Genomic DNA, 26,068 nt, shown 5'->3' with positions numbered 1-26,068 from the left:
TCCCGAGGAGTTCTTACGCCTCGTGCCCGGGCTCCAGGTCTTTGACGTCGCTGGACGTCACCAGGTCCCCGAGGCGCTCCGGGGCGACGCCGGCCACTGGTTCGATCAGATGCCCGACATGATCGCCCAGATCAAAGCGGCCCAGGATGTGGCCGGCGAACCACGCGGCGGCATCGGACAGGATCGGCAGCCCTTCAGGACCGTTCCACCACCGGCATCGACTGAACTTGTCGATCCGGTCACCGGTGTCACCGCCGAACAACCGGGCCAGTTCCTGGCGCTCCTTGGCCAACAGGTGTACCGCCAGATGCGTCGCACCGCGGCCGGCGACCTCATAGGTGTGGTTGAGCTTGGACAGCCCGACCAGATACCGCGGCGGCTTGATCGACACCTGAGTGCTGAACCCGACCAGACAGCCCGCACGTTCGTCGCCGACCTTCGTCGTGACCACGGACATCGGATAGTCCAGCAACCCGACGATCTGCTCGAACGCCTCAGGCCCCACCGCTACCTGGTGTTCTGCCACGCTTCCACCTCCATTGATGATCATGCCCTCGCCCTCAGGCCTACCCAATGGGCGCATACTCAAGAAGGTGACTCCACTACAGCGCTATATCGCCGAAGAGATCGCCACCGATCACGTCGACGGCTTGCTCAGCCGGCGAGAAGCATTGCGGCGGTTGGCGCTGCTGGGCGTCGGTACCGCCGCCGCGAGCGCGCTGATCGCCGCCTGTACCAGCGAGAGGCCCGCGACGTCGCCGTCCTCGACATCGCCCTCGGCTCCGGCATCCACCTCGCCGCCGCCCGGAATGGCCGACGCCCTGCCCACCACACCGGTGACGTGGGCGGGTCTGCAGGGCAGTTGGGCGCAGGCCGCCACCCCACGCGGGGCGGTGCTGGTCATCCACGAGAACAAGGGACTCAACGGCTGGGTTCGCTCGGTCGCGGGCCGGTTGGCCGGAATCGGCCACTCGGCGCTGGCCATCGACCTACTCTCCGAGGAGGGCGGGACCGCGACGTTCGCCGACCCGGCCGCCGCGACCGCGGCGTTGGGCACTATCGCACCCGAGCGGTTCATCGCCGATCTCCGGTCCGGACTCGACGAGGTGGCGCGCCGCGCACCCGGCCAGAAGCTCGCCGTCGTCGGGTTCTGCTTCGGTGGCGGCCTGGTGTGGCGGCTGCTGGCCGCCGGTGAACCGCGACTGTCGGCGGCGGTACCGTTCTACGGCCCGCTGCCCGACAACCCCGATTTCTCGGGATCCAAGGATGCCGCGGTCCTCGGGTTCTACGGCGCGCTCGACCAGCGCGTGACCTCCTCCGAGCCGGCCGCCAAGGCAGCGCTCGACCAGGCCGGTCTGGTCAACGAGCTCGTCGTCGAGCCCGACGCCGACCACGCGTTCTTCAACGACACCGGGCCGCGCTACAACCCGGTTGCCGCCGCCGACGCGTGGACTCGCCTGCAGGACTGGTTTTCTCGCTACCTGGTGCACTGACGTGGCGGTTGCCTAACCGTCAAGACGCACCGTGACCGTCACCCGACCGCGGGGATCCCGGGTCGCCACGGCATGGCCCGGACGGTCGGTGCCGGACAGCAGAATGCTCAGCGGGGCGCCCTCTCCGGTGAAGTTGCGCCACCACGTCTTTCGGTCTGGCATGGCAACGCCGATCAGGATGTCCTGTCCCCGGCGGCGGTATCCGACCGGCAGGGTGGTGGTGCGCCCGCTGCGACGGCCGGTGTAACTGATCGTGGTCAGGCCCAGGCCGACGATCCGGCCCCAACGCGGCGAGGTGATCGTGGCGGTGGCGCCCCGATTCACCGCGCCGGCCACCGCTTGGAACGCATCCGAAATCTGCACGTGATCAACGGTAGTCTGGTCGCCGGTGTTCACCGCGTGTTCAGGACGCCGAAGGGCGGGCGTCGCCATGCGCACACCGCGGCGGGTTCAGATACGGCCATGATGAGGGTCGCGCAGGTCGCGAACTTCTACGGTCCCCGGTCGGGCGGCTTGCGCACCGCAATCGACCGTCTCGGCGCCGAATACTGTGCCGCCGGACACGAAGTGTTCCTGATCGTGCCGGGATCCGGCGCAGCTCACACCCGGCTTCCCAGTGGTGTCACTCGAATTACGGTTCCTGCCAGGCAGATTCCCTTCACCGCCGGCTATCGCGCGGTCATGCCCGCACCGGTTACCGCGCTGCTGGAGCGGCTGGCACCCGACGCTGTCGAGGTATCGGACCGGTTCACCCTGCGGTCGCTGGGCCGATGGGGCGCTCGCCACGGTGTCACGACCGTGATGATCTCCCACGAGCGCCTTGATCGGCTCACCGGCCAGATCATGCCCAAACGACTGGCCCGCCGGCTCGCCGACGTGGCCAATCGTCGCACCGCCGCCAATTACGACACGGTGCTGTGTACCACCAGCTTTGCCCGGGAAGAGTTCGACCGCATCGGCGCCACCAATGTGTTGACGGTGCCACTGGGTGTCGACCTCGACATGTTCCACCCCGACCGATTCTGCACGCTCACCCGTAACCGCTGGGCCGCCCCTGACCAGGTTCTGCTGGTGCACTGCGGTCGGCTCTCGGTGGAAAAGCGCGCCGACCGCAGTATCGATGCGCTTGCCGCTCTGCGGGATTCGGGTGTCGACGCCCGGCTGGTGGTCGCCGGAGACGGACCGATGCGGGCCCGATTGCAGCGCCACGCCGCGCGCTTGCCGGTGGCTTTCACCGGGTTCATCGAGTCACGCGACGCGGTCGCGACGCTGCTGGCCAGCGCGGACGTCGCGCTGGCGCCCGGGCCGCACGAAACGTTCGGCCTTGCCGCGCTGGAGGCGCTGGCGTGCGGAACTCCGGCCGTCGTATCGCGCACCTCCGCGCTCGCCGAGATCCTCACCTCCGACAGCGGAGCGTGCGCCGACAACGACCCCCACGCCATCGCCGAGGCGGTCGCCGGTGTCATCGACCGTCCCGAGCAGCACCGGCGGTTCTGCGCACGGCGCCGGGCCGAGAGCTTCACCTGGCCGCGGTCGGCGGCGGGCATGCTGTCGGCATTGAGCGGTTTACAGACGTAGTCGCCGTCGAACTCGACGTTGTGCCGGGGTTTACTCAGACTTTCTCTGCGAAATGTCGGTTTGGGCGAAAGGAAGCCGAGCCGAGGCTGACCGGTAGCTCGGCCCAGCCGCGCAACACCCTGGTGTCGGTACGGCTGCCCAGTCCGGCCAGCTGCACATCGGGGAAGTGCGTGAAGAACCGTCGCAGCCCGACCTCTCCTTCGGCCCGCGCCAGCGCCGCACCCAGGCAGAAGTGTCTGCCACCGGAAAAGGCAAGGTGCTTACCGGCATTGGGCCGTTCGACGTCGAATCGGTGCGGGTCGTCGAACACCGCGGGATCGCGGTTGGCGGCGGCCAGATAGATCACCACCATCTGGCCGGCCCGCACGGGTGTGCCCGCGACCTCGGTGTCGGTGAGGGCGACCCGCGCCGAGAGCTGCACCGGGGACTCCAGCCGCAGTATCTCTTCGACGGCGTTCGGCCACAGCGACGGCTCGGCAAGTAGTCGGGCGAGCTGGTCCGGCGAGTTCAGCAGCAGCCGAATTCCGTTGCCCAACAAGTTCACCGTGGTCTCGAACCCCGCGGCCAGCACCAGTCCGGCAACGCCCTGCAGTTCGGTCTCGTCCAGGTGGGCGCCATCCTCGGACGCGGCGATCAGCTGGCTCATCAGATCGTCGCCGGGGTGCTCGCGCAGGTGCCGCAGGTGCGCGGACAACCACTGGTTGAACCCGGCGAGGCCGTGCTGCACCCGCTGGTACTGCGGCCATGACAAGCCGATGTCGAGGCTGGGCGCGGCGAGCTCACCGAACTCCAGGATTCGGGGCCGATCCGCATCCGGCACACCGAGGATGTCGCCGATCACCGCGACGGGTAGCTGCGAGCAGTACCGCTCGACAACGTCGACCACACCGGGACCCGCCGCCAGCCCATCGAGCAAGTCCACGGCGGTCTGCTCCACCCGATCGCGCAGCGCGGCCACCGCGCGGGTGGTGAACACCGACGAGACGGTCTTGCGGTACCGGGTGTGCTCGGGCGGCTCGACGGCCAACAGCGATGGCGGGCGCAGCGGGTGCAGCAGATCGTCGCGGGTCCGACGCTCCAGCCAGCGCAGGGGAGCGGGCAGATTGCCGCCGAAGTCAACCACCCGGAAAGCATCGGAGCGCAACAGTTCGTGGGCCACGCCGTGATCGACGGTCAGATATCCCAATCGGGTGGGGATCATCGGGCCTTGTGGGCGCAGCCGGGTGTAGAACGGCACCGGGTCGGCGCGGATCGCCGGGTCGGCCACCATCTGGGCTTGCGGATCACCGCGCCGCGCCGACCAATTGGCCGCCACCCGAACCACCCCGTGCATCGTCAACCAGTGCAGCCGCTGCCTCATGCCCGTCAACGTTACGAGCGCGGTACCGGTTGCGCCACCACTTCAGGTCGCCGGCCAGCCGACCGGCAGCCGCTTGATGCCGTGGATGAATGACGACAGCAGCATGGCCGGCTCGTCGGTGACCTCGATGTCGGGGATCCGGCGGTGCAGTTCGTCGAACACCACGGCGATCTCGCGGCGGGCCAGGTTCGCCCCGAGGCAGAAGTGGGCGCCCCCGCCGCCGAACCCGACATGGTGGTTCGGATTGCGTGTCACGTCGAAGAGCCACGGGTCGGCGAACTTGTCCTCATCGCGATTGGCCGAGGCGTACCACATGGTGACTTTGTCGCCTTCGGCCATCTTGACCCCGGACAGTTCGATGTCGCGGGTCAGGGTGCGGCGCATGTAGATCACCGGCGACGCCCAGCGCACCACCTCCTCGACGGCGGTGTCGGTGACGGCCGCGAAATCGTCCCACCAGATGCGGCGCTGCTCCGGGTAGCGGGTCAGGGCCAGCACGCCATGGCTGATCGCGTTGCGGGTGGTCTCGTTGCCGGCGACGGCCAGCAGGATGAAGAACGAGGCGATCTCGGCCGACGTCAGCCGCTCACCGTCGACTTCGGCCGCCACCAGCGCAGTGGTCAGGTCATCACGGGGATTGGTCCGCCGGTCCTCGGCCAGCGCGGTCGCGTAGGCGCCGATATCGAAGGCCACCCTCAGGAACTCGTCGAAAGAGGTGGTCAGGTCGGGATCACCGAAGCCCAGGATGATGTTGGTCCAGTGGAAGATTCGGTCGTGGTCCTCCTCCGGAATACCCATCATGTCGCAGATGACCTGTAGGGGCAGCGGACCAGAGAGCTCCGATACCAGGTCGGCGTTGCCGTCCGGGTGGTTGGCGATCATGGCCGACACCAGGCGCTGTGCGCGGTCGCGGACCGACGCCTCGGTGCGGGCCACGACCTTGGGCGTGAATGCGCTGCGCACGATATTGCGCAGCCGCGAGTGCCGCGGATCGTCCAGGGCGATCATCGAGCCGAAGTACTCGGCGACCTCGGGGATCTGATCGCCGATCGTGATATTTGGGTAGGAGCTGAAGATCTCGGGGTGGCGACTCGCGTAGAAGACGTCGTCGAGCTTCGTCAGCGCCCAGTGGCCGGGGCCTACCGGCACGCCCTCGTACTCGACCTCGCGGAAGAACTTGATCGGAGCCTCGCGGCGCAGGGTCGCGAACGCGCCGTCGCGGATGGTGTCGTCGAGCATCCAGAACTCGAAGGTGCCCAGGTTGATCTCGTCGAGCGCCATGCCGGGAGGCGGCTGACCGTTGACTCGGGTGCCTATGCCCATTCCGATGACAGTAGAGTTCGACGCCCGCCGTCGTGATCGTTTCCTGATTCGGGCAGGCTTGCTGACACGATGACTCGTACCTCGACGACCCTTCGGTTCGCCTTGCTGCTCACCGTGGCCAACGGATTCCTCGACGCCTACACCTACCTGGCCCGTGGCGGAGTGTTCGCGAACGTACAGACCGGCAATGTCATCTTCTTCGCGCTGCACTTGAGCCAGGGCCGGCCGGCCAATGCGCTGGCCCACGTCTGGCCGATCCTGGCGTTCGTCGCCGGTGTCGGCCTGGCCTCCCATCTGAAGTCGGGCCGGGTGGAGCGGTACCTGAAACATCCGCTGCGCTGGACGATGCTCGCGCAGGCGATCGTGTTGGCGACGATCGGCTTCGTGCCCGGCACCGTGCCGAACAGCTACGTCACCGTGCCGATCTCGTTCGTCGCGGCGATGCAGATCGGGCTGTTCCGCAAGATCGGCGATTTCGTGTACCTGCCGGTGGCCACGACCGGAAATCTGATGCGGCTGATCGAATCGGGATATACCGGGTTCGTGGACCATGATGCGATAGCGCGGCGCGCCTTCCGCACCTACGCCGCGGTCACGTTGTTCTTCACCGGAGGCGCACTGGCAGGTGCGTTCGCCACCCGCGCGTGGAGCGTGCAGGCGATCTGGCTACCCGCTGCCGTCTTGTTCGTCACCCTGGTGCTGTTCGTTGTCGACGAGCGCAAGGGCATCGAGCCGTGAATCTCCCGCCGCTGGCATGCGGTTGGTGCGGGCGGGAGTTCGAGGTCGCGGAGCTGGCGTGGCGCTGCCCCTGCGGCGGGCTGCTCGACGTCGGTGGGAATTGGCGCCCGGCAGCCGACGAGGTTCTGCCGATACCGGTCGACGGCTCGATCAGCCTGGGCGAGGGGCACACCCCGATGGTGTCCTCGCGGACCCTGCCGGCTCGATTCAAGCTCGAATTCCTCAGTCCGACATTATCATTCAAAGACCGCGGCGCGGTGGTCCTGGCTTCGTTGGCCGCACACCTGGGGGTCAGCAGGGCGGTGGTCGACAGCAGCGGCAATGCCGGGACGGCGGCGGCGGCCTATTTCGCCAGGGCCGGCATCGACTGCGAGGTGGTGGTCCCGGCATCGACGTCACCGGAGAAACTCGCCCAGATCCGGGCGCACGGGGCCGCGTTGACGCTGGTACCGGGCAGCCGTGCCGATGCCGCGTCGGCGGCGATGCAGATCGCCGAACGCCCCGGGGTGTTCTACGCCAGTCACGTTTACCACCCGTATTTCGTGCACGGGGTGAAGACCTACGGCTACGAGATCTGGCAGCAGAGCGGCGGCCGCCTGCCCTCGGCGGTGCTGGTGCCGGTCGGAAACGGGACTCTGCTGCTGGGTTGTTATCTGGCGTTCAGCGAGCTGGTGGCCGCCGGGCGAGCCGACCGGATGCCAGCGCTGCTGGCCGTGCAGGCCGCCGGCTGCGCGCCGCTGGCGGCGGCATGGCACGGCGAGCACTTCACGGCCGGATCGACACTGGCCGAGGGCATCGCGATCACCGCACCACCGCGGGCCCCGCAGATCCTGGCCGCCGTGCAGGCGTCCGGCGGCACGATCGTCGCCGTGGACGACGAGGCCGTCACCGCGGGCCGCCGCGCGCTGGCGGGCGGCGAAGGCCTGTTCGTCGAACCCACCGCGGCGGTCTGCTATGCCGCAGCGGCGAGCGCCGCGAGCCGATCAGGAGCGGGCTGGCAGCTGGTCCGCGAGCGGCTGGCCGTCGGCGACGTGGTGATCCCGCTGTGCGGTGCCGGGCTCAAACATGCCGGTAACTGAGACCGCCAGGGTCAGGCCAGATCCCACCCCATGTTGCGGGCGAACTGCACCGCATCGTCGGAGATGGTGCCCAGCCGCTTCGAGGTCTCGATATAGCCGCGCACCATGGGCATGAAGTTCATCGGGTTGTAGGCGTCTTCCTCGTAGCTCCACAGCCCGTCGCCCGCGTATTTGAGCACCGAGAGGTTCGGCTCCTCGTGGATGCTGCCGTCGCCCGGGTCGCGCATCCGATTCTGGAACTCGCAGATCACCCAACCCTTGTCCACATCGATGGAATGCCAGGTAGAGGGGAACAGCGGCATCTCGGTGCCCGGGAAGGTGTTCATGGTGTTGACGATCCAGTTGCGGATCGCCTCGCGCCCCTGGAACGTGCCGTAGGAGTGCTCGACGTAGGTGGCGTCCTCGGTGAACTGATCGGCGAACCGGGACCAGTCCCAGCTCTCGCCGATACCGACGACAACCCGCTTGTGTTCTTCGAACGCCGTCTCAAGTTCTTCGCGCGACCATCGACCCATGCACCGGTTCTATCAAACCGGTCGTGGCTGATGGCCGAGATTCACTCGTTCTCAACGACTTTCTTGATCCGTTCCAGCGTGGTGCGCATGTCTCGCCGGTTGCGCCGGCCCCGCAGGTAGCCACCGAACATCCAGAACACCCGCATCGGGGCGGACTTGGCGAGCCGGAAGGACTCCGTCACGTCGGTCCCGTCGCCGCTGGGGTCGAAGCGGTAGTGCCAGTTGTTGAGTGCCTTATCGCCGGCGAGGACGGCGAAGCCGAATTCGCGTCCCGGCTCGCAGGCGGTGACGCGGCAGGTGGTCCAGTACACCGGTCCGATTTCGTTGCGGCGGACGTGTCCGCGGAACTTCGCGCCCAGTGCCGGTCCGGTGGCGCCGTCTAGCCATTCGGCCTCGAACACCTCCGGTGAGAACTGGCCGGTGTTGCGGATGTCGGCGATCAGATTCCAGATCTTGTCGGCCGGAGCGGCCATGTGCACGGTCACGGAGCCTTCCATGAGCGTGATCCTAGATCCGGCGGGCAGGAGCGAAGCGACCCGGGAAACTGGATCCGGCGGGCAGGAGCGAAGCGACCCGGGAATCAAGCCGATGTGACGTGCGGTATCTCCGGCTGCAGGAAAACGTCGTTGAGCGTGACCGTGCGCAGGTTCCGTGACCGGATGATGTCGACGAGGGCGGGGTAGACGTGGGTGACGGGCAGGTGGTTGAGGTGGCCCAGGACGATGTTCTGCGCAATGAAGTACTGATCGGCCATCTTCACGATGAAGTCGTCAGCTACCGGCGTGGAGTCGGCCAACGATCCCGCCCACAGCGTCGGGACCCGGTAGCCCAGATCGGCGGCGACGCTGTCGACGGCGTCGTTGTGATTGCCGTACGGCGGCCGGAAATACGGTGTGGCATCGGCACCGAAGGTGGTGCGCAGGAACCGGTCATTACGCTGCAACTGCGCGGCGACCTCGGCCTTGCTCAGCGTGGTCAGGTCCGGATGTGACCAGGTGTGGTTGCCGAGCTGGATCTGGCCGGAGTCCACCAGCGGCCGCAACAGGGCAGCATTGTCGCGCCAGGAGTCGTAGACGCCGTTGACGAAGAACGTCAACCGAATGCCGGTGTCCTTGGCCAGCTGGGTGTAGAGCCGCACGACCTCGGAGTTGGCCCCGTCGTCGACCGTCAGTGCCAACAGATCGCCGTTGCCGGGCAGTTTGGTCAGCTCACCGCCACCCGGCAGCGCCACCCGGTCCAGCGGCGGTGGCGGGGGCAGCAGCGGTGCCGCCCCGATCGGTGGGGGAGTCCTGGTGGTCAGCCGCGGGCTGGCCTGTGACATCGCGATCGCGCTGGACGTCCCGACGAGGCTGGCCGAGGCCAGCAGCCCGAGGACGAACTGGCGCCGCGTTACCTCCGGCACTTGGAAGTCCCAGAAGTAACATCTGTAACATTCGTCACACCCTCAGGTTACGGTCGAAGGTCGCCGAAACAACGGACATCCGCGCCTGTGTCGCCATATCCGGCCGGGCTACGGTGACCACGTGGACGACGTGAAGATTCGGTTCGGCGCAAGCCTGGGATTGGCGAGCGAAGTCACGGATCTTCCCCGGATCGTCGACCGGCTGGAATCCGCCGGCGTCGACTCGCTGTGGTTCTCGGAGCTGGTCTACAGCCCGGCCGTCGACCCGTTCGCCGGCATGGCGTACACCCTGGGCCGCGCCGACCGCCTCAAGGTCGGCACCTCGGTGGCGGTGCTGCCGGGCCGCAATCCGGTGCTGGTCGCCAAGGCGCTGGCCTCATTGGCCGCCCTGGGCCCCAAACGGGTTCTGCCCGCCTTCGGCTTGCGTCCGGCATCGCAGGCGGAATGGAATCTGTTCGGTGTCCCCGACGGCCGCCGAGCCGCCGTCTTCGACGAGGCGTTGGAGGTGCTGCGCGCGCTGCTCACCGGGGACGAGGTCACCTTCGCCGGCGAGTTCTTTCAGCTCACCTCCGCCTCGCTGGGCATCTGTCCGCCGGTACCGGTCGACATCTGGCTGGGTGGGTCGGCGCCGGCGGCATTCCGTCGGATCGGGCGGTTGGCCGACGGCTGGCTGGGCAGCTTCCTCACCCCGGACGAGGCGGGCGCCGCACGGGAGAGCATCGAGCGCGCCGCCGCCGAGGCCGGCCGCGCCATCGAACCCGATCACTACGGGCTGAGTCTCGGCGTCGCCGACGGCGGCCTGCGCGACGAGATCGCCACCGCTGTCCGCTCCCGGCGTCCTGACGTGGATCCGGCCGATCTCGTCGCCGGCGACTGGCCGCAATTGCACCGCCAGCTCGACGGTCTCATCGCCGCGGGGTTGAGCAAATTCGTGATCCGGCCCGTCGGCGACACACCCGCTGACGAGTTCATCGACCGTTTCATCGACGAGCTGTTGCCCCGGCAGAACTGATCCGGCAGAGTACCGATCGGGGTCTTGAGGCCCGAAGCAATAGCGGCGGAGGAATTTTGCGATGTCGAATCATTTCACCGGCCTGAGCCTCGGCCCGCCGCTTGGTGACCAGCGCTTGGACCTGTGCGACCTGTATGCGTTTCAGTCTCCCGCCGACGCGACCCGAACGGTGCTGATCCTCAACGCGAATCCGAACGCCGATGCGCTGCACCCCGACGCCGTCTACCGGCTGGCGGTCGACAACGACGGCGATCTCCTCAACGACATCGCCTTCAGTTTCGTGTTCTCCGAACCTGTCGACGGGCGTCAGACCGTCGATGTCTTCAGGGCCGTCGGTGCGGAAGCGGAATCACCACTTCCCTTGGGTGAGAAGATCTTCGACGCCGTCGAGGTGTCGTTCGGCTCGACCGCCAAAGTCCACCACTCGGAGGGTTGCACATTCGCGGCCGGGGCGCGCAGTGACGCGTTCTTCTTCGACTTCGACGGCATCAAGAACCTCTTCGACATCACCGGCGGCCGTAACTTCACCGCGCCGCACCTCGGCGGAACGTCACCGTGGACCGGGGTGGATTCGAACCTGACCGCCAACGTGTTCTCCATTGCCATCGAGCTGCCGACGACCGAACTCGGCGCGAACCCCGATATCCGAATCTGGGGTCGGTGCAGCGTGAAACGTAATGGCGAACTGCTTCACGTCGACCGCGCGGGTCATCCGTCGGTGAGTAGCTTCTTCAACACCGACGACACCAAGGTGGAGTACAACGCGAGCGTCCCGGTCAACGACCGGGCGCGCTGGACCGGGCAGTTCGTCCATCTGATGGGGCACACCGGCGGTTATACCGAGGAGGAGGCCGTCGCGGAGATCGACCGCGAGGGCACCCTGCCCGACATGCTGCACTTCGACCCGTCCAAGCCGGCGAAATACCCCAACGGGCGGGTGTTCACCGACGATGTCATCGACTACCGGCTGGCCTTCCTGACCAAAGGCGACTGCCCACCCAGCGGGCTGGCCCCGCACACCGACACCCTCGACGTGTTCCCATACCTGGGCAACCCGCACCCGGCGAATTAGTCGCCAGGACAATAAGACCGGGTGGCGACATCCAGCGCGGTGCGGTACAGGTCGTCGAACTGCCGCTGGTCGGCCACAGCGTTCTTGGCGGCATCGAGGGCCGATCGGCAACCCGGCGAGTTGAGCAGCGCCCACTGGGCGGCCATCTGCTCGACCATCTGATGGTTGAGCCCGTCGATGACCGATCGCGATGCCGACAGGTCCGGCGCCGAACTCGGCGCGCCGGCCGGGTCGAACTTCCAGCCGGCGAACCGGCTGTACTCGATCGCCTCGGTCGCGTTGATCTGGTTGGTGAATGCCGTGGTGGCGTAATCGGTCGCCAGGCCCCGAGATTCGGCGTCCGACGACACCGCCGCTAACACTTGCTCGACCCGGGCGGGATCGGTGATCGGGCCGCCGGTCAACCACTTGTTGGCGGCTACCGCGTCGGCGGTCTGCAATCGCTGGGCCGCGGCATCGACCAGATCGAACAGCGGTTCGCTTGAATCGGCCTGCGCGGGAGTGGCGGTCGCCACGGCCAGCACCGCCATCATCGCTACCGTGCCTCGCGCCAGGGCAGTACTCATGGGAACCCGTCCTTTGTGGATATTGCCGCCGATGTCGACCATGACGTTAACTGTGTCGGTGGCGGACTGGAGCGGCCGGGACTACCGCCGGGTCAGCGGCTTGCAGCGTGCGGTGGCGTCCGAGAGCTTGGCCGAACTCGTCATCGAGGGCGGCGAATGGGTGCTCGACATCGGCTGCGGCGACGGATTCCTCACCCGCGAGCTCGCCACCCGCCTTCCGCGGGGCTACGTCGTCGGCGTCGACGCCTCGCCGCGGATGGTGGCCACCGCGGGCCAGGTCGGCCACTGCGCACCGGCCGGCCCGGTGTTCGTCTGTGCCGACGCGCTCCGGTTGCCGTTCGGCGCCAGCTTCGACATGGTGGTCTCGTTCAACGCGCTGCACTGGGTGCCCCGGCTCGGCGACGCTCTGGCCGGGATCGCCGCCGTGCTCCGGCCGGGTGGGCGGGCCCTGGTTCAGTTGGTCTGCGACAGCGCGCGTCCGAGCATCGAATCGACCGCGATGCTCGTGGCCCGCAGTCCCCGGTGGGCGGCGTACTTCACCGGATTCAGCGCACCATTCGTCCATCCCGATCCGGCAGGATTCGGCGAGCTGGCCGAGTCCAGCGGCCTCCGAGTCGAGTCGGTGACGGTCCGCGACCACGAGTGGGATTTCGGATCCGCCGAGCAGTTCACGGCGTGGTGCACGGTCGGCGGCACGGCCTGGACCGACCTGCTGCCCGAAGCCGAGCGCGCCGCGTTCGTCGACGACATGGTCAACGCCTACGCACCCGTGACGGGGCGCGCCGGCTTGTTGCGGTTGATGCAGCTGCGCGCCGAGCTGCACACTTGAGGTCAGCCCACCGGTCCCGCGCTCAGGACGACGCCGGCACTCTGCGGGTTACCAGCGCGGTCCAGCCAGGTCAGCACGATGGTGTCGCCCGGATGGTGGGCGTCCATCACATTGGACAAATCAGAGGCGGTATTGATCGTGACTCCGTCCACCGCGACGATGACATCGCCGCTCATGATGCCGATGCCGCGGGCCGGGGTATCTGGAAGTACTTGGCGGACAACGGCTCCGGCGGGTCCTCCGTCGGACGCGTCGGCGATACCGACACCGATGAACGCGGTGTCACCCATGTGCACGCCGGCCCCGCCACCGGACCGGATCGCGCCGGCCACGCCGAGCGCCCGGTCGATCGGGATGGCGAAGCCCTCACCGCCGCGCACGTTGCCCATCCGGTAGGTCAGCGTGGCCGCGACGGTCACGCCGATCACTTGACCGGTGGCGTTGACCAGCGGGCCGCCGGAGTCACCGGGCCGGACGTCGGCGGCGACCCTGATCAGATCGGTGAGATCGCGCGAGCCGCCCCCGGACTCGTCGGAAGCCCGCACCGATGCCCCCAATTGGGTGATGGTGCCGGGCGAGAAACTCGGCGCTCCGCCGGTCCCGCCCGCGTTACCGATCGCCGCGATCGGATCGCCCACCGATATCGAAGACGACGTGCCCAGTGACGAGACGGGAAGGTCACTGGCACCGCGCAACCGGATCAGCGCGATGTCGTTGGTGCGGTCATAGCCGATGACATCGACCGGGTAGGTACGCCCGTTGGCCAGGCTGGTGGCGGTGATCTCGGTCGCGCCCTCGATCACATGGTTGTTGGTCAGCACCTCGCCGTTGGGATCGAGCACGATGCCGGTGCCCGCGCCGACCGCGCCCTGGTAGTTCAGCGTCGTGTTGATATCGACGAGCCCCGGCGTGACCTGCCCGAGCACTGCGGACTGGTCCAGCGGCGCCAGGGGGGTCGGGACGACGGGCGCCGGCGTGGCGTGCGCGGGCCCGGCCAGCAGGCCCGGCACCAGCAGAAGGGCCGCCAGCACGATCAGCAGCTGGCGGCCGCGGCGAAGCGGAGGCTTTGCGTCCATGACTCAACTTTGCCTGAAAAGCCGCCCGTGCGGCACGCGGACGCCCTTTTGACCGTTCGTGGTGTTGCTGAGCGCAACAACGCTGTTTGGCGGGTTACACATTTGGGCAGTCCCTTCGACAACATTGCAGTCCCGCCTCAGCCATCGCGCACCGGACCAGAAGGGATTCTCATCGTGAGTACTCCGGAACGCTCCGAAAGGGTCGAGCAGCGCGGCGGGCCGAGAAGCCGGCGCCCGCCGAGCGCGCGTGGGCCGCGGCGAAGGAGATGGCGAAGGCCAATGAAGAAAGGTCTATGAAGACCGGGCCCACCGCGGTGCTGCCCGGTTCGGACGCAACGGTGACGGGCACGGCCGTGAACGAGTGGCTCGACGAGGAAGGACGGCTGATTTATGGCAGCGAAAACGATACCGAGAAATCCTCACGACAGCTGACGCTCAGCTGGCTGACAGTTTGCTCAAGTGGGGATCCGCTGGTTAGTCCCGTAGGCTACCAGGGTTAGGTCACCTGGGGAGTGTGATCGGTCTCGAGGGGGTGGGCCGGGATGCAGACGCGAGAACAGGAAAATGCAGTTGAATACACCCGCGAATTCCGCCCGGATGGAGCCGCGCTTCGACGATGTGCAGCACCATTACGACTTGTCCGACGATTTCTATCGACTCTTCCTGGACAGGACGCAGACCTACAGCTGCGCCTATTTCGAACGCGAGGACATGACGCTGGAAGAGGCGCAATTCGCCAAGATCGATCTGTCACTGCGCAAGTTGGGGCTGCAACCAGGCATGACGTTGCTGGATATCGGCTGTGGCTGGGGAGCGACCATGATGCGCGCTCTCGAGCGCTACGACGTCAACGTTCTCGGGTTGACCCTGAGCAAGAATCAGGCGCTGCATGTCCAGCAGCTCTTCGACGAATCCGAGAGTCGGCGGTCCCGGCGGGTCCTGCTCGAGGGCTGGGAGCAGTTCAACGAGCCGGTGGACCGGATTGTCTCGATCGGCGCATTCGAACATTTCGGTACCGACCGATACAACGCGTTTTTCAAAATGGCCTACGAGTCGCTTCCGGCAGATGGCGTGATGTTGCTGCATACCATTGTCCGGCCCAGCGACGAAGAATTCATCGCGCGTGAGATGCCGATCACGATGCGGCACCTCAAGTTCTTCAAATTCATCATGGACGAAATCTTCCCCGGTGGCCGCCTGCCCACGGTGGAGGTCGTCGAAGAACACGCCACCCGCGCCGGATTCACCGTCAACCGGGTACACCCGTTACGTCTGCACTACGCCCGCACCCTGAACCATTGGGCGGCAGCTCTGGAAGCCAACGAAGAAGAGGCCGTGGCGCTGCAGTCGCGCGAGGTTTACGACCGATACATGAAATATCTGACCGGCTGCGCCGAATTGTTCCGCGACGGCTATACCGACATCTGCCAGTTCACCCTGGCCAAGGGCTGACGGCTGGCCGCCAGCCCCCGGCCTCACCAACCTGGGTGAAACGGGCACACCATCGACGCATCCCCCGGCGTGCGCCACAATCACGATGTCGTCGTTGACGATATGGGCGGTGCCCGGGTGACGTCGCGGGCCGAACGCCCACATCGCATAGGGCCGATGGTCCCCGGCCGGTGTTAGCATGCGCGCGTCGTCGGTATCGGTGAGGGAGATCAATCGTGCGCGCAGTGACGATCGGCGCCGCGGCGCTGGCGATGATTCTGTGCCCCGCCGGTACCGCCGCTGCGGACCCGGCCCAGGACGGGATCGTCTACGTGTTCGGCAGCTGTTATGACCCGAGCCAGCCGCTGCAGGAAAAGCCGCAGCAGGTGGTGTACGGGTGCGATTCCACCAGCATCATGGAGAACATGACGTGGAGCACGTGGGGAGCTGACGGCGCCACCGGAACCGGCACGGACAATGCCGTTCGGTGCCAGCCGAACTGCGCTCAGGGCCCCCACCTGTACAACCCGATCGTGGTGCACGCCTGGAATCCGGCCCCCGCCGACAAGCCCGGCTGCCCGGCGAACGCACGGTTCTACACCGATGTCACCGTCGCCTACCCGGCCGGAGTTCCACCGTGGGTGGTTCCGGGCACCACCTGGGGTCCCGATGTCGAGTACACCTACGTCGACGGAATGCCGGCGGTCCACTTCTTCGACCAACGGCCCTACAGCTGTACACCGTTGTCCTGATGTGATGCCAGCCGCAACCGGCCTTCGCGCCAAGCCCGCTCGGCTGCTCATCACGGCGGCTCTGCTCGTCAGCCTCGTCTTGGCGCTGAGTTTCGTTGCTCTCCATAGGTTTCGGGATCTGCGGGGCGCAGCGGTCGACCCGGTCGCAGACCCGCTGACCGACGAACAGGCCAAACTCCAAGTCCTCGAACCGGCCGGGGAGATCGTCGGCACCGGCAAGCTCTCCGGTGTAAGCGCGAGCTATCTGCTGATGTCGTGCAAGAACGTCGACGAGCCGCCCTACCAGGGTGCGATCTACCTCAACTTCGACGTACCGGGGGTCATGCAGACCCCGCAGTACTTCGGTGCGATCGCCAAAGCGATGGCCGGGCGGGGGTGGACCGAGGCGATCCGGCCCAGCCGTCATCCCGGCGGCCGGACCTTCACCCGAGACGGTGTCACGGTGATCTTCTTCCGCAACTCTGACCGCGATGACCGGGGCACGATGCAGATCTACGGCGAATGCCGGGACGTCACCGACCACCGGAACGACCCCACCGGGTGGGTCGACGTCACCGCCGCGCTACCGCGCTGAGCGTCGCCGCGTCCCGGGCAGATCGGGACTTTGGTCCCCGGCGTGGCGGGCCTTCCGTCCATGTCTGGTACGGGCAGTTACAGATAGACTTCCGCCATGACCTACGTGATTAGCAGTGCGTGTGTCGACGTCAAGCACAAGGCATGCATGAAGGAATGCCCCGTCGACTGCATCTATGAGGGCGACCGGACCATGTACATCAATCCCACCGAGTGTGTCGAGTGCGGAGCGTGCCGGATCCTGTGTGAGGTCGACGCCATCTATTTCGAGGCTGACCTGCCCGAGGAGGAGAAGAAGTTCCTCGCGGACAACGCCGCCTTTTTCACCGAGATCCTGCCGGGCCGCGACGCGCCGATCGGGAACCCGGGCGGGGCCTACGAGCTGGGCCCGGTGGGCGTGGACACCCCGATGGTGGCCACGTTGCCGCAGCGGCAGGACTGACCGGTCAGCTCGACGCCGCGGCGTCGGCGAACTCGCAGAAGGCCTCGTAGGCTCGCGCCCCGTAAATGGTGGCGGGGCCGCCGTGCATCATGATCGCGACCCCGATGGCCTCGGCCGCCTCCTCCTTCGTCGCGCCGGCCCGCGCAGCACCGCGGGCATGCGAGGCGATGCACCCGTCGCAGCCGTGGACCAGGCCGATCGTCATGGCCATCAGCTCCTTGATCTTGGGTTCCAGCGCGCCAGCGCCCAGCGCCGCGCCGCTCATATCGTTGAAAGCCTTGTAGACGTCCGGGATCATCTGCCGCAGAGCGCGGTGCTGAGGGCGGAGTTCGTTGAGGATTTCCTGGTGATGGCCGTGTTCCATGACGCCGACCTTATACCGGGTGCCGTATCGCGAGCTGGCCCTTAGCCGGGGGAGGCGGATGCCCGCCCGTTATCGCATCGTGGCCGGAGCGGAACCGCGCGGTGCTCATTCGCCGGTATAGGCGACTGCGGGTAGGCTCCACGGAGATCGATGACGACCACGCTGTCCCGGTTCACTTCCGGTGCTTCCAGCGCGATGTGTCACACCAGGCTTCGACGCCCTGGCGTGTGCTGCGCGGGGTCGGCGAAGTCAGGACCGGAGAGGAGCGCCTCAGTTGGACACCGTCCTGGGACTGTCGATGACCCCGACCACCGTCGGGCTCGTCCTGGTCGAAGGCGACGGCGCCGATGGCGCCACAAAAGGCCACGACGCCTTCGAGGTGCGCCGCGGCGGATTCACCCCGGTGACGACCTCGGAGTTCGTGGCCGAGGCGCTGTCCCGCACCCAAGCCATCGTGGGCGGTCAACGCCTGCAGTCCATCGGGGTGACATGGAGCGATGACGCCTCGATCGAGGCCTCGCTGCTGCTCGACTCACTGGCCGACTGCGGATTCGACAACGTGATCCCGGTCCGGTTACCCGAGGCCACCGAAGCGTTCGCCCACGGCATCGGACAGGTGATCGGCTCGGATGTCACCGCGGTGTGCGTCGTCGAGCCGGATACCGTCGTCGCCCTCGTCGTCGACGCCCACGACGGTGCGGTGCAGACCATGATCAGCCACGACCTGGAAACCGACCAGGGCCTGATCGGCTGGTTGGCCGACAACCTGGCCCGCAGCGACTGGCAGCCCGACGGGCTGGTGCTGCTGGGTTCGGGGGACGGCCCGGAATCGATCGCCCGGCGCCTGGAAGAGATCCTGGACATCCCGGTCTTCGCCCCGGCCGAGGCGGAGCTGGCCTTGGCCCGCGGCGCGGCCCTGGCTTCGGTGAACGGCATCGGAGTCGCCGATGATCCGCTGCTGGTATTCCCGCCCGCTCCGGTCACGCGCCACCGCGACTCGAAGGCCCTGCGCGGTGCGACCGCGCTCCTGGCCGGCGGCGTGGTGGCGTTCGTGGCGTCGGCGTCGGTGGCAATGGGACTTGAGTTGCTGCCCGACCGCGGAGTGCGGGCCGACCACCACGAGGTGCTGAACACCGCCGAGACACCCGCCCTGCTGCCCGACAGTGTTCCGGCGGTTCCCGCTCCGGAACCCCAGGCGCTGTCCTCGACTCCGGAGCAGCAGGAAGCCAAGCCCAGCTTTGACTACGCTCCGGTCGTGGCGATGACGATGAACGTTCCGCCGCCTGACGCTCCGCCCGCCGACGTGCCCGCCGACCCCGCTTTCGAGCCGCCCGACGCCGCTTATGCCCCGCCGCCGCTGCCCCAGGCCACCGTGCCGCCGGTCGCCGAACCCAAGCCGTCGTTGCGTACCCGAATCTGGGAACGCCTTCACGGCGGATAGCCGCCGAGTTTCGCTGACATCCGGTGACCTCACGCGTGTGGCGCCCGGGCCTCCGCAGTTCCAGCATGTCACCGTATGTTTGGCGGGCGCAGTCCCGCCGACCATCTAGACTGGGGCTTTGCTGATCGCCCAGCCGAGGACGGGAGCCATGGCCAGAGTAGTTCGACGAGCTTTTGCCGCTGCGGGGATCGCGGTGCTGGCGATGGCCGCTTCGGTGCAGACCAGTGTCGCCGCGGTTGCTCCTGGGGTCGACGGCACGACGATCGCCTCCGTGCAGCCCACCAACGGTCAGGTGGTGGGTGTCGCGATGCCGATTACCGTGACCTTCACCTCGCCGGTGACCGACCGCTGGGCGGCCCAGCAATCGATCACTGTCACGTCACCGGCGAACGTGGCGGGGCGCTTCGAGTGGCTCGACGACAAGACGGTGCAGTTCGTGCCGGCCCAATACTGGCCGGCACACTCCGAGATCACGATGATGGCCGGCGGGATTCCGCGCACGTTCGGCACCGGCTCAAAAGTGCTGGGAGTGGCCGACATTTCGGCACACACGTTCACGGTCAGCATCGACGGGCAAGTGGTCCGCCAGATGCCGGCGTCCATGGGCAAATCCCGCTTCCCGACCCCGATAGGGAGCTTCAACGTTCTGGAGAAGCAATCATCGGTGGTGATGGACTCCCGCACCATCGGCATCCCGCTGAGTGATCCCGAGGGCTACAAGCTCACCGTGGCCGACGCGGTCCGGGTCACCTGGGGCGGGGTCTACGTGCATTCGGCGCCGTGGTCCGTTGGCTCGCAAGGCTATTCGAACGTCAGCCACGGCTGCATCAACTTGAGCCCCGACAACGCCGCGTGGTATTTCGACCAGGTCCACATCGGTGACCCGGTCGTCGTCAACGCCTGACACGCACTAGCCCAGGTGGTTTCGCGGGTAGTCCGTCACATGGCCGCGTGCAGATTCTTGGCGGTCGGGGAGGTGGGCACCACGGCGGGGTCGGGATAGGTGCGCAGTAGCCGGTCCGCCGTGCCCGGTGTGGTCACCCCGAACCAGTAATGCTCGTTCTTGAAATGGTGCAGCCGGTGGTCGCGCCAGATCGCCCGATAGACAGCGGTTTTCGGCTTGTAGTCGGTGTGGACCAGGTAGTGGCACCATTCGTAGAGCAATCCGAAGGTCAGGATCACCACCAGGAATGTCAACCCCATGCCGGTCCGGGGAAACAGCCAGGCGATGACCACCGCCGCGGCAACCGCGCCGATCGCGGACTGCAGCGGAATGAACACCAGGCCAACGTCACGCGGGGCGACGTGATGCTCGCGGTGTTTGCGCGCCAGCACCGGATCGACGGTGAATCGACCGACGCGGCGCGGACGCCAGTGCAGGACGAACACGTGAATGATCCACTCCAGGAACGGAAATCCTGCGGCGATCGCGACCGGCACCACCGCGTCGGTGAGTTGCCAGTCGCCAACGGTGATCCGGGCGGCCACGGCCGTTGTCAGCGCCACGGCGAATAGCCACGGTGTGGGATGCCGCCAGAACTCGCGGCCGGCGTCGGCCAGGGACAGCCCGCGGCGGGCCTTCGGCGACGCGCTCATGGTTGCCCCTCCAGTGCATTCAAGGCCGAGACCAACGCGGTGGTCGCCGGCTCCAGCAGTTCGCGGGCGGCGGTCGCCGCCGCGGTCGGCTCACCGGCGACGATGGCGCGAGCCAGCGTGCGATATGCCTGCGTTTGGCTGACCTCGGCGGCCATCAGGGTGGCCAGGGCCGGCAGTGCCGGCTCGTAGGCGGCTCGTAATGTGTTGAACATCAAGCGGAATGCGATGGAGTCGGCGCCATCGACAACGTGGTCCCAGAAGGTCAGGGCGTGCCGCTGCTGCTCGAGTGGGTCTTCGTCGCGGGCCAGCGCCGAGATCGACTGCTCGAGCACATCGGCCAGCCCCGGCGGGCGGTGGCGAGCGGCCAACTCGGCCACCTTGGGCCCGTTGTGCAGGCGAGCTTCCAGAATGCTGCGGGCCACCGACACATCCAGGTGCCCGTTGCGCAGCAGCAGTCGGGGGAGCAGATCGAGTCCGGCGTGGCGGCGGAAGTCGCGCACCGTGGTCGCGTCGCCCTGGCGCACTTCGACCAGACCCGCGGCCGCGACCCGCTTGAGCGCTTCACGGACTGCCGGGCGCGAGACGCCCAGCACTTCGGCCAGTCGCCGCTCGCTGGGAAGTGACTCACCGGGTTGCATTTCACCGCTGAGGACATCGGCGAGGATCTGCTCGAAGACGTCCTCGGGAACCGAGCGCCGACTCACCGGTTGCAGTGCCATGACCCCAGCATGGCGCCCATCCGGCCAGAGGTCAAGTGGTCAGACCAATCATTCTCGCCCAAACCGACGATTGGCCGACGAATGCCGAGTGATCGGCGACATTTCGTCGATCTCGGCGCCGCTACTTCGGCTGGCGGGCGGAAAACCGCAGGTCTACCTCGTCGGCCACCTTCAGCGAACCCATGAACAGCGAATACGGCTTGACCCCGAACTGCGTCTGGATCACCGGTACCGAAGCGGACATCGTCCAGACGCCACCGGAATCCTCCACCGCGAGGTCGACGCTCTGCGGCCGCGACGTGCCGTGGATCTCGACGGTGCCGTCCAGCCGGTAGCCATCTGCGGTCTTGGTGATGTCCTCGGTCACGAACGTGATCCGCGGGTATTTCTTGACGTCCAGGGCCTTCAGAGCGTTCGCCCGGACGACCCCCTTCTCTGGTCCGGACAGCGGCGTGACCCCGCCCTCACCCTTGAGGACCTGCAGCGAATCGACGTCGACTACCAGCTCGGCTGAGACCGGCTGTTTGCCGTGCCACTGCACATCGGCGCGCCAGGACGCGAAGGCAATGGTCAGCCGGTGGCCCATCTTGGCCGCGGGCCCGGTGACCCCGGTCAGTATCTGCAGTTCGCCCTCGCCGGCGGTCAGTCTCCAGGCTGCATCCGTCACGCCTCGACTGTATCGGCTTGCGTCGCCGTGCGATCAGTGCCGGCCGGGACCGGCAGAACCCTCATCGGCCGGCGCCGGCTCCGGTGTAGTCGACCTGCCAGTGCTTGATGCCGTTGAGCCAGCCCGACCGCAGCCGTTCCGGCCCGGCCAGCGGGGTCAGATCCGGCATATGGTCGGCGATTGCGTTGAACATCAGGTCGATCGTCATCCTGGCCAGGTTGGCGCCGAGACAGTAGTGGGCGCCGGTGCCGCCGAAGCCGACGTGCGGATTGGGGTCGCGCAGGATGTTGAACCTGAACGGATCGGTGAACACCTCCTCGTCGAAGTTGGCGGAGCGGTAGAACATCACCACCCGCTGACCCTTCTTGATCGTGACCCCACTCAACTCGGTGTCTACCAAGGCCGTCCGCTGGAACGAGGTCACCGGGGTCGCCCACCGGACGATCTCGTCGACCGCGGTGTTCGGACGCTGCGCCTTGTACAACTCCCACTGGTCCGGGAAATCGGTGAAGGCCGTCATGCCGTGGGTGATCGAGTTGCGGGTGGTCTCGTTGCCGGCGACCGCCAACAGGATGACGAAGAATCCGAACTCGTCGTCGGAGAGCTTGTGCCCTTCGACATCGGCCTGCACCAGCTTGGTCACCAGATCGTCGCGCGGGTTGGCGGTCCGGTCGGCGGCCATCTGCATGCCGTACATGATCAACTCACCGGCGGCGCCCTGGGGATCGTTGCGGGCGAACTCGGGGTCTGCCTCGCCGACCATCTGATTGGACCAGTCGAACAGCTTCTTGCGCTCGTCCTGCGGAACACCCATCAGATCGGCGATCGCCTGCAGCGGCAGCTCGCAGGAAACCTGTTCGACGAAGTCGCCGGACCCCTCCGCGGCAGCAGCCTTGACGATCGCCTCGGCCCGCGCGGCCAGATCGGCACGCAGTGCCTCGACGGCGCGTGGCGTGAACGCGCGGGAGACGATCTGGCGCAGATGGGTGTGGTGCGGTGCGTCCATGTTCAGCAGGACGAACTGGCCGGTGTCCTTGTGTGACACCGCCGCATTGTCGGGGTATCGGGGCAGAGCGGTGTTCTCCAGGCTGGAGAAGATGTCGCTGCGCCGCGAGATCTCCTTGACGTCCTTGTGTTTGGTGACGACCCAATAGCCCTCGTCGTCGAAACCGCCGACATTTCTCGGTTGCTCGTTCCACCAGATCGGGGCGATCCGGCGCAGCTCGGCAAGCTCCTCGACGGGCAGCCGCTCATTGTTCAGGTCGGGATCGGTGAAGTCGAAACCGGGGGGCAGGTTAGGGCTGGGCATAAAAGCGCACCTCCATACGAAGTCATCTAGTGCCCGGTGATCCATGCCTACACCACGTACGGAGGCCTCGGTGGTGGCTTTGGGAAACTCGCAACTAGAACGTGTTCTAGGACGGCGGTGGCGAGTGCCGTAGGGCCTCGATGGTGGACTCGTCGGCGGGCAGAAAAGCCTCGATACTCAGCTCGGCGGCGGTCAGGTCGAGTGCCGTTCCGAACGTCGTCACCATCGAGATGAACGTCAGCAGCACCCTGTCCTGGCGATAAAGTTCGAGCGGCACCGCGACGCCGCCGAGATCGGTCGCCTCGTCCGCACCGCCCGGGTAGGCCTCGATCTCGGCCAGCAGTTCCGCCGAACCGCCGGCCTCCGCCTCTCGGCGCAGCCGGCCCAGCACGTGATGTCGCCACTGCCCGAGATTGCGGATCCGCGGCGCCAGGCCGTCAGGATGTAAGGCGATGCGAAGCGCGTTGGGCTCTTCGAGCAGATGTCCGGCCACCCCGTCGAGCAGTGTCGCGGTGCCCGGATTTGCTTGCAGGACATCCCAGTTGCGGTTTACTGCCAGACACGGATACGGATCGTAGGCGGCGAGCACCCGGTCGATGCCGGCGCGCACCGCAGCCATCCCAGGGTCGTCGACCGCCCGTTCGGCATAGGCCGGTGCGAGTCCGGCGGCGAGCAACAGCTGGTTCTGCTCGCGCGGCGGCACTGCCAGCGCGTCGGCCAGCCGCAGCACCATCGTCCGGCTGGGCTTCGAGCGACCACTCTCGACGAAGCTGACGTGCCGCGGTGAGACGTCGGCTTCCACGGCCAGGTCGAGTTGACTGAGCCGACGCCGCCGGCGCCAGTCGCGCAGTAGATCGCCGAATGTCGTGCCACCCATCCCGCCAGCATCTCCCAAGTCGGTGGGCTATGCCATTACCCCCAAGGTAATTGCGGCACTTACCTCAGTCGAGGACCGTGGATGTCATGAACAGTGATCCGCACCGTATCCCGAGCTGGCTTCGCTTCGTGCTCAAGTCCGACCGGGCCGGGTCGGCATGGTTCGTCGGCACCGGCTTCTTCCTGGCGCCGCTGCTGGCCGTGGTGACACCGTGGCCCGCGCTGACGGTGGTCGTCTGGGTGGCGATCGGGCTGGCCGGGCTGTGGCTCGGACTGCTCGGGATCGCGATGGCCACCGGTCTGGCCATGGTCATGCGCTCGAATATCGAGCTACCAGAGGACTATTGGCGCTCAATCGTGAACTACTAGTCGAGGATGACCGCGCTCTCGGGGCACGCTTCGGCGGCCTCGCGGGCACTGTCCTGAAGCTCGGCGGGCACCTCGTCCAGGATGGCTTCGGCGTAGCCGTCATCGGTCATGGCGAAGACCTCCGGACAGATCGTGGTGCACACCCCGTGGCCACGGCAGCGGCCGTCGTCAATGCTGGCTTTCATGTCAGGTCGAACTCCAGGTGCAACTCGGTGAGCCCACGCAGGATATAGGTGGGCACGTAGCTGTATGTGCGCGCATCGGCGGGGCCGTGATGCGCCTCGCTGATCCGGATGTCGGAAGTGCGATCCAGCAGACGTTCAAGCGCGACGCGCGCCTCGGCCCGGGCCAGTGGGGCGCCGGGGCAGGTGTGAATCCCACGGCCGAATGCGATGTGCTGCCGGGCATTCGACCGTGCCGGGTCGAAGGTGTTGGGGTCGGTGAACCTGCGCGGATCCCGGTTGGCCGCGGCGTTGACCACCATCAGCGTGGAGCCGGAGGGAACGTCCACCCCGCCGAGAGTGACCGGCTCTTTGGACAATCGGAAGTCCCCCTTGACCGGGCTCTCGAACCGCAGTGCCTCCTCGATGAAGTTGGCGACCTTGGAGCGATCCGCACGCAGCTCCGCCTGGATATCGGGGCGGTCGCCGAGGATCTGCAGGGCGGCGCTGAGCAATCGCACGGTGGTCTCCTGACCCGCCGAGTACAGATTTGCCGCCACCCGGGCCACGTCACCCGGGTCGGGCACCGAGCCGTCGGGGAAGGTCGACGCGGCCATTCCCGAGAGCACGTCGCCGCGCGGGTTGGCGCGACGGTCCTCGATATAGGCGCTGAACTTGTCGTAGAGGTATTCCAGCGGGGACTTGGCGAGGCTCTCGCCTTTGACGCTGCCGATACCGCCGCCGTGGTGCGCACCGCTGCGCATCTCGTTGAGGAACTCGTCGCGGTCGGCGTCGGGCACGCCCAGCAGGTCGGCGATGACCATCAGCGTGAACGGCTGGGCGAAGCCGGAAATGAGCTCACCGGTCGAGCCGACGAGGTAGTCGTCGAGGGCGCGGTCGACCATCGTCCACATCGCGTCCTCGTTCTCCTTGAGGCGCTTGGGGGTGATCAGCCGCATCAGCAGGGCGCGGTGATCGGTGTGGACGGGCGGATCCAGCGCGGGCAGCTGATCGTTGAACGGCAGCTCGTCACGATGCGCCGCGATGAGTTCGGTGACGTCGTCGCGGCCCTCGACAGGCACCGGGAAACCGGGGAAGGGTCCGGTTACGGCGATACAGGATGAAAAGCGGTCGGCATCACCGGCGACCTCGGTGGCTTCCTCCCAGCCGGTGACCATCCATACGCCCTGGTGGGGCTCCCGCGAAACCGGGCAGCGGGCCTGCAGAGCTTCCAGATAGGGATACGGATCGGCGACCAGATCGCGATCCATGAAGAAGTTCACACTGTCGACATCAGTCACTGGGGATCCCTTCACGACGTTCGT

32 protein-coding genes are annotated in these 26,068 nt (G+C 67.0%); 15 read left to right on the top strand and 17 right to left on the bottom strand.

What is annotated here, in order from left to right:
* Nucleotides 1–13: 13 nt before the first annotated feature.
* The gene (locus ORI27_RS04895; RefSeq protein WP_265995420.1) at nt 14–550 is read right to left on the bottom strand and encodes a flavin reductase family protein; all 537 of its coding nucleotides are present in this window, start codon (nt 548–550) and stop codon (nt 14–16) included.
* 43 nt (nt 551–593) lie between these two features.
* Here ORI27_RS04895 and ORI27_RS04890 point away from each other — a divergent pair, with 43 nt between their 5' ends.
* A complete protein-coding gene (locus ORI27_RS04890; protein ID WP_265995419.1) occupies nt 594–1,493 on the top strand; it encodes a dienelactone hydrolase family protein in 900 nt (299 codons plus the stop codon).
* A gap of 12 nt (nt 1,494–1,505) precedes the next feature.
* Here the strand turns inward: ORI27_RS04890 and ORI27_RS04885 are convergent, their stop codons facing one another.
* Complete coding sequence (locus tag ORI27_RS04885; protein WP_407666216.1) at nt 1,506–1,856, bottom strand: hypothetical protein; 351 nt, start codon at nt 1,854–1,856, stop codon at nt 1,506–1,508.
* Nucleotides 1,857–1,958: 102 nt separating this feature from the next.
* Here ORI27_RS04885 and ORI27_RS04880 point away from each other — a divergent pair, with 102 nt between their 5' ends.
* Entirely contained in the window at nt 1,959–3,071 is a 1,113-nt protein-coding gene (locus tag ORI27_RS04880; protein WP_265995656.1) for a glycosyltransferase, read from the top strand.
* 34 nt (nt 3,072–3,105) lie between these two features.
* Here ORI27_RS04880 and ORI27_RS04875 read toward each other — a convergent pair whose 3' ends face one another.
* Together ORI27_RS04875 and ORI27_RS04870 are read right to left on the bottom strand one after the other, a co-directional pair.
* Complete coding sequence (locus ORI27_RS04875; RefSeq protein WP_265995418.1) at nt 3,106–4,431, bottom strand: cytochrome P450; 1,326 nt, start codon at nt 4,429–4,431, stop codon at nt 3,106–3,108.
* A gap of 42 nt (nt 4,432–4,473) precedes the next feature.
* Nucleotides 4,474–5,754 carry a cytochrome P450 gene (locus ORI27_RS04870; protein WP_265995417.1) on the bottom strand — a complete coding sequence of 427 codons (1,281 nt, stop codon included), beginning with the start codon at nt 5,752–5,754 and terminating at the stop codon, nt 4,474–4,476.
* A 69-nt stretch (nt 5,755–5,823) separates the two neighbouring features.
* Between ORI27_RS04870 and ORI27_RS04865 the strand changes: the two genes are divergently transcribed.
* A complete protein-coding gene (locus tag ORI27_RS04865) occupies nt 5,824–6,492 on the top strand; it encodes a YoaK family protein (RefSeq protein ID WP_265995416.1) in 669 nt (222 codons plus the stop codon).
* Entirely contained in the window at nt 6,489–7,571 is a 1,083-nt protein-coding gene (locus tag ORI27_RS04860; RefSeq protein WP_265995415.1) for a pyridoxal-phosphate dependent enzyme, read from the top strand. Before ORI27_RS04865 ends, ORI27_RS04860 begins: the two co-directional genes overlap by 4 nt.
* Nucleotides 7,572–7,582: 11 nt before the next feature.
* On the opposite strand, the gene ORI27_RS04855 is transcribed toward ORI27_RS04860, so the two are convergent.
* The 3 genes from ORI27_RS04855 to ORI27_RS04845 form a co-directional block, all read right to left on the bottom strand.
* Nucleotides 7,583–8,086, bottom strand: a complete 504-nt coding sequence (locus ORI27_RS04855; RefSeq protein WP_265995413.1) for a nuclear transport factor 2 family protein — start codon at nt 8,084–8,086, stop codon at nt 7,583–7,585.
* Between the two features lie 41 nt (nt 8,087–8,127).
* Nucleotides 8,128–8,583: an SRPBCC family protein gene (locus ORI27_RS04850; protein ID WP_265995411.1), complete on the bottom strand. Its 456-nt coding sequence runs from the start codon at nt 8,581–8,583 to the stop codon at nt 8,128–8,130.
* Nucleotides 8,584–8,666: 83 nt separating this feature from the next.
* Nucleotides 8,667–9,488, bottom strand: coding sequence for a polysaccharide deacetylase family protein (locus ORI27_RS04845; RefSeq protein WP_265995410.1), 822 nt, complete (start codon nt 9,486–9,488; stop codon nt 8,667–8,669).
* Nucleotides 9,489–9,618: 130 nt separating this feature from the next.
* Between ORI27_RS04845 and ORI27_RS04840 the strand changes: the two genes are divergently transcribed.
* Entirely contained in the window at nt 9,619–10,500 is an 882-nt protein-coding gene (locus ORI27_RS04840) for a TIGR03854 family LLM class F420-dependent oxidoreductase (RefSeq protein WP_265995655.1), read from the top strand.
* Between the two features lie 61 nt (nt 10,501–10,561).
* Complete coding sequence (locus ORI27_RS04835; RefSeq protein WP_265995409.1) at nt 10,562–11,572, top strand: DUF4331 family protein; 1,011 nt, start codon at nt 10,562–10,564, stop codon at nt 11,570–11,572.
* Here ORI27_RS04835 and ORI27_RS04830 read toward each other — a convergent pair.
* Nucleotides 11,569–12,138 (bottom strand): chorismate mutase, encoded by a 570-nt coding sequence (locus tag ORI27_RS04830; RefSeq protein ID WP_265995408.1) that lies wholly within the window; start codon nt 12,136–12,138, stop codon nt 11,569–11,571. The two genes, ORI27_RS04835 and ORI27_RS04830, sit on opposite strands and share 4 nt — an antisense overlap.
* A gap of 58 nt (nt 12,139–12,196) precedes the next feature.
* Between ORI27_RS04830 and ORI27_RS04825 the strand changes: the two genes are divergently transcribed.
* Nucleotides 12,197–12,967, top strand: a complete 771-nt coding sequence (locus ORI27_RS04825; RefSeq protein ID WP_407666226.1) for a class I SAM-dependent methyltransferase — start codon at nt 12,197–12,199, stop codon at nt 12,965–12,967.
* A gap of 2 nt (nt 12,968–12,969) precedes the next feature.
* Here the strand turns inward: ORI27_RS04825 and ORI27_RS04820 are convergent, their stop codons facing one another.
* Nucleotides 12,970–14,043, bottom strand: coding sequence for a S1C family serine protease (locus tag ORI27_RS04820; protein ID WP_265995406.1), 1,074 nt, complete (start codon nt 14,041–14,043; stop codon nt 12,970–12,972).
* A gap of 266 nt (nt 14,044–14,309) precedes the next feature.
* Here ORI27_RS04820 and ORI27_RS04815 point away from each other — a divergent pair, with 266 nt between their 5' ends.
* From ORI27_RS04815 to fdxA, 5 genes are all read left to right on the top strand, one after another.
* The gene (locus ORI27_RS04815; RefSeq protein ID WP_265995405.1) at nt 14,310–14,543 is read left to right on the top strand and encodes a hypothetical protein; all 234 of its coding nucleotides are present in this window, start codon (nt 14,310–14,312) and stop codon (nt 14,541–14,543) included.
* A 97-nt stretch (nt 14,544–14,640) separates the two neighbouring features.
* Complete coding sequence (locus ORI27_RS04810; RefSeq protein WP_265995654.1) at nt 14,641–15,495, top strand: cyclopropane mycolic acid synthase family methyltransferase; 855 nt, start codon at nt 14,641–14,643, stop codon at nt 15,493–15,495.
* Between the two features lie 215 nt (nt 15,496–15,710).
* Nucleotides 15,711–16,226, top strand: a complete 516-nt coding sequence (locus tag ORI27_RS04805; RefSeq protein ID WP_265995403.1) for a hypothetical protein — start codon at nt 15,711–15,713, stop codon at nt 16,224–16,226.
* A 4-nt stretch (nt 16,227–16,230) separates the two neighbouring features.
* Nucleotides 16,231–16,800 (top strand): hypothetical protein, encoded by a 570-nt coding sequence (locus ORI27_RS04800; RefSeq protein WP_265995402.1) that lies wholly within the window; start codon nt 16,231–16,233, stop codon nt 16,798–16,800.
* 96 nt (nt 16,801–16,896) lie between these two features.
* The gene (gene fdxA / locus ORI27_RS04795) at nt 16,897–17,241 is read left to right on the top strand and encodes a ferredoxin (RefSeq protein WP_265995401.1); all 345 of its coding nucleotides are present in this window, start codon (nt 16,897–16,899) and stop codon (nt 17,239–17,241) included.
* A gap of 4 nt (nt 17,242–17,245) precedes the next feature.
* Here fdxA and ORI27_RS04790 read toward each other — a convergent pair whose 3' ends face one another.
* Nucleotides 17,246–17,605, bottom strand: coding sequence for a carboxymuconolactone decarboxylase family protein (locus ORI27_RS04790; RefSeq protein WP_265995400.1), 360 nt, complete (start codon nt 17,603–17,605; stop codon nt 17,246–17,248).
* Nucleotides 17,606–17,879: 274 nt separating this feature from the next.
* Here ORI27_RS04790 and ORI27_RS04785 point away from each other — a divergent pair, with 274 nt between their 5' ends.
* Together ORI27_RS04785 and ORI27_RS04780 are read left to right on the top strand one after the other, a co-directional pair.
* Entirely contained in the window at nt 17,880–19,046 is a 1,167-nt protein-coding gene (locus tag ORI27_RS04785) for a DUF7159 family protein (RefSeq protein ID WP_265995399.1), read from the top strand.
* 148 nt (nt 19,047–19,194) lie between these two features.
* Complete coding sequence (locus ORI27_RS04780; RefSeq protein ID WP_265995398.1) at nt 19,195–19,950, top strand: L,D-transpeptidase; 756 nt, start codon at nt 19,195–19,197, stop codon at nt 19,948–19,950.
* 35 nt (nt 19,951–19,985) lie between these two features.
* Here ORI27_RS04780 and ORI27_RS04775 read toward each other — a convergent pair whose 3' ends face one another.
* The 5 genes from ORI27_RS04775 to ORI27_RS04755 all read right to left on the bottom strand — a co-directional run bounded on the left by ORI27_RS04775 (nt 19,986) and on the right by ORI27_RS04755 (nt 24,214).
* On the bottom strand, nt 19,986–20,642 hold the full coding sequence (locus ORI27_RS04775; RefSeq protein WP_265995397.1) for a sterol desaturase family protein: 657 nt from the start codon (nt 20,640–20,642) through the stop codon (nt 19,986–19,988).
* The gene (locus tag ORI27_RS04770) at nt 20,639–21,361 is read right to left on the bottom strand and encodes a FadR/GntR family transcriptional regulator (protein ID WP_265995396.1); all 723 of its coding nucleotides are present in this window, start codon (nt 21,359–21,361) and stop codon (nt 20,639–20,641) included. The genes ORI27_RS04775 and ORI27_RS04770 overlap by 4 nt, the downstream gene beginning before the upstream one ends.
* 121 nt (nt 21,362–21,482) lie before the next feature.
* Entirely contained in the window at nt 21,483–22,028 is a 546-nt protein-coding gene (locus tag ORI27_RS04765) for a YceI family protein (protein ID WP_265995395.1), read from the bottom strand.
* A gap of 61 nt (nt 22,029–22,089) precedes the next feature.
* Complete coding sequence (locus ORI27_RS04760; protein WP_265995394.1) at nt 22,090–23,337, bottom strand: cytochrome P450; 1,248 nt, start codon at nt 23,335–23,337, stop codon at nt 22,090–22,092.
* Between the two features lie 106 nt (nt 23,338–23,443).
* Complete coding sequence (locus tag ORI27_RS04755; RefSeq protein ID WP_265995393.1) at nt 23,444–24,214, bottom strand: MmyB family transcriptional regulator; 771 nt, start codon at nt 24,212–24,214, stop codon at nt 23,444–23,446.
* An 86-nt stretch (nt 24,215–24,300) separates the two neighbouring features.
* On the opposite strand from ORI27_RS04755, the gene ORI27_RS04750 reads away from it, so the two are divergent.
* Entirely contained in the window at nt 24,301–24,582 is a 282-nt protein-coding gene (locus ORI27_RS04750) for a hypothetical protein (RefSeq protein ID WP_265995391.1), read from the top strand.
* Here ORI27_RS04750 and ORI27_RS04745 read toward each other — a convergent pair.
* Together ORI27_RS04745 and ORI27_RS04740 are read right to left on the bottom strand one after the other, a co-directional pair.
* A complete protein-coding gene (locus tag ORI27_RS04745) occupies nt 24,579–24,767 on the bottom strand; it encodes a ferredoxin (RefSeq protein WP_265995389.1) in 189 nt (62 codons plus the stop codon). The two genes, ORI27_RS04750 and ORI27_RS04745, sit on opposite strands and share 4 nt — an antisense overlap.
* Nucleotides 24,764–26,014, bottom strand: a complete 1,251-nt coding sequence (locus ORI27_RS04740) for a cytochrome P450 (protein WP_265995652.1) — start codon at nt 26,012–26,014, stop codon at nt 24,764–24,766. Before ORI27_RS04740 ends, ORI27_RS04745 begins: the two co-directional genes overlap by 4 nt.
* Nucleotides 26,015–26,068 lie beyond the last annotated feature (54 nt).

This window comes from Mycobacterium pinniadriaticum (assembly GCF_026242045.1).
GTDB lineage: Bacteria > Actinomycetota > Actinomycetes > Mycobacteriales > Mycobacteriaceae > Mycobacterium > Mycobacterium pinniadriaticum.
Note: the sequence above shows the minus strand (reverse complement) of the source record. Positions and strands in the feature narration are given on the sequence as shown.

Excerpts from the sequence above, each read along its gene's own strand:
- ORI27_RS04775 (WP_265995397.1), bottom strand. The coding sequence starts at position 20,642 with ATGAGCGCGTCGCCGAAGGCCCGCCGCGGGCTGTCCCTGGCCGACGCC.
- ORI27_RS04875 (WP_265995418.1), bottom strand. The coding sequence starts at position 4,431 with ATGAGGCAGCGGCTGCACTGGTTGACGATGCACGGGGTGGTTCGGGTG.
- ORI27_RS04895 (WP_265995420.1), bottom strand. The coding sequence starts at position 550 with ATGATCATCAATGGAGGTGGAAGCGTGGCAGAACACCAGGTAGCGGTG.
- ORI27_RS04750 (WP_265995391.1), top strand. The coding sequence starts at position 24,301 with ATGAACAGTGATCCGCACCGTATCCCGAGCTGGCTTCGCTTCGTGCTC.
- ORI27_RS04815 (WP_265995405.1), top strand. The coding sequence starts at position 14,310 with ATGGCGAAGGCCAATGAAGAAAGGTCTATGAAGACCGGGCCCACCGCG.
- ORI27_RS04850 (WP_265995411.1), bottom strand. The coding sequence starts at position 8,583 with ATGGAAGGCTCCGTGACCGTGCACATGGCCGCTCCGGCCGACAAGATC.
- ORI27_RS04865 (WP_265995416.1), top strand. The coding sequence starts at position 5,824 with ATGACTCGTACCTCGACGACCCTTCGGTTCGCCTTGCTGCTCACCGTG.
- ORI27_RS04740 (WP_265995652.1), bottom strand. The coding sequence starts at position 26,014 with ATGGATCGCGATCTGGTCGCCGATCCGTATCCCTATCTGGAAGCTCTG.
- fdxA (WP_265995401.1), top strand. The coding sequence starts at position 16,897 with ATGACCTACGTGATTAGCAGTGCGTGTGTCGACGTCAAGCACAAGGCA.
- ORI27_RS04855 (WP_265995413.1), bottom strand. The coding sequence starts at position 8,086 with ATGGGTCGATGGTCGCGCGAAGAACTTGAGACGGCGTTCGAAGAACAC.
- ORI27_RS04790 (WP_265995400.1), bottom strand. The coding sequence starts at position 17,605 with ATGGAACACGGCCATCACCAGGAAATCCTCAACGAACTCCGCCCTCAG.
- ORI27_RS04820 (WP_265995406.1), bottom strand. The coding sequence starts at position 14,043 with ATGGACGCAAAGCCTCCGCTTCGCCGCGGCCGCCAGCTGCTGATCGTG.
- ORI27_RS04835 (WP_265995409.1), top strand. The coding sequence starts at position 10,562 with ATGTCGAATCATTTCACCGGCCTGAGCCTCGGCCCGCCGCTTGGTGAC.
- ORI27_RS04870 (WP_265995417.1), bottom strand. The coding sequence starts at position 5,754 with ATGGGCATAGGCACCCGAGTCAACGGTCAGCCGCCTCCCGGCATGGCG.
- ORI27_RS04800 (WP_265995402.1), top strand. The coding sequence starts at position 16,231 with ATGCCAGCCGCAACCGGCCTTCGCGCCAAGCCCGCTCGGCTGCTCATC.
- ORI27_RS04755 (WP_265995393.1), bottom strand. The coding sequence starts at position 24,214 with ATGGGTGGCACGACATTCGGCGATCTACTGCGCGACTGGCGCCGGCGG.
- ORI27_RS04745 (WP_265995389.1), bottom strand. The coding sequence starts at position 24,767 with ATGAAAGCCAGCATTGACGACGGCCGCTGCCGTGGCCACGGGGTGTGC.
- ORI27_RS04810 (WP_265995654.1), top strand. The coding sequence starts at position 14,641 with ATGGAGCCGCGCTTCGACGATGTGCAGCACCATTACGACTTGTCCGAC.
- ORI27_RS04830 (WP_265995408.1), bottom strand. The coding sequence starts at position 12,138 with ATGAGTACTGCCCTGGCGCGAGGCACGGTAGCGATGATGGCGGTGCTG.
- ORI27_RS04880 (WP_265995656.1), top strand. The coding sequence starts at position 1,959 with ATGAGGGTCGCGCAGGTCGCGAACTTCTACGGTCCCCGGTCGGGCGGC.
- ORI27_RS04760 (WP_265995394.1), bottom strand. The coding sequence starts at position 23,337 with ATGCCCAGCCCTAACCTGCCCCCCGGTTTCGACTTCACCGATCCCGAC.
- ORI27_RS04780 (WP_265995398.1), top strand. The coding sequence starts at position 19,195 with ATGGCCAGAGTAGTTCGACGAGCTTTTGCCGCTGCGGGGATCGCGGTG.
- ORI27_RS04770 (WP_265995396.1), bottom strand. The coding sequence starts at position 21,361 with ATGGCACTGCAACCGGTGAGTCGGCGCTCGGTTCCCGAGGACGTCTTC.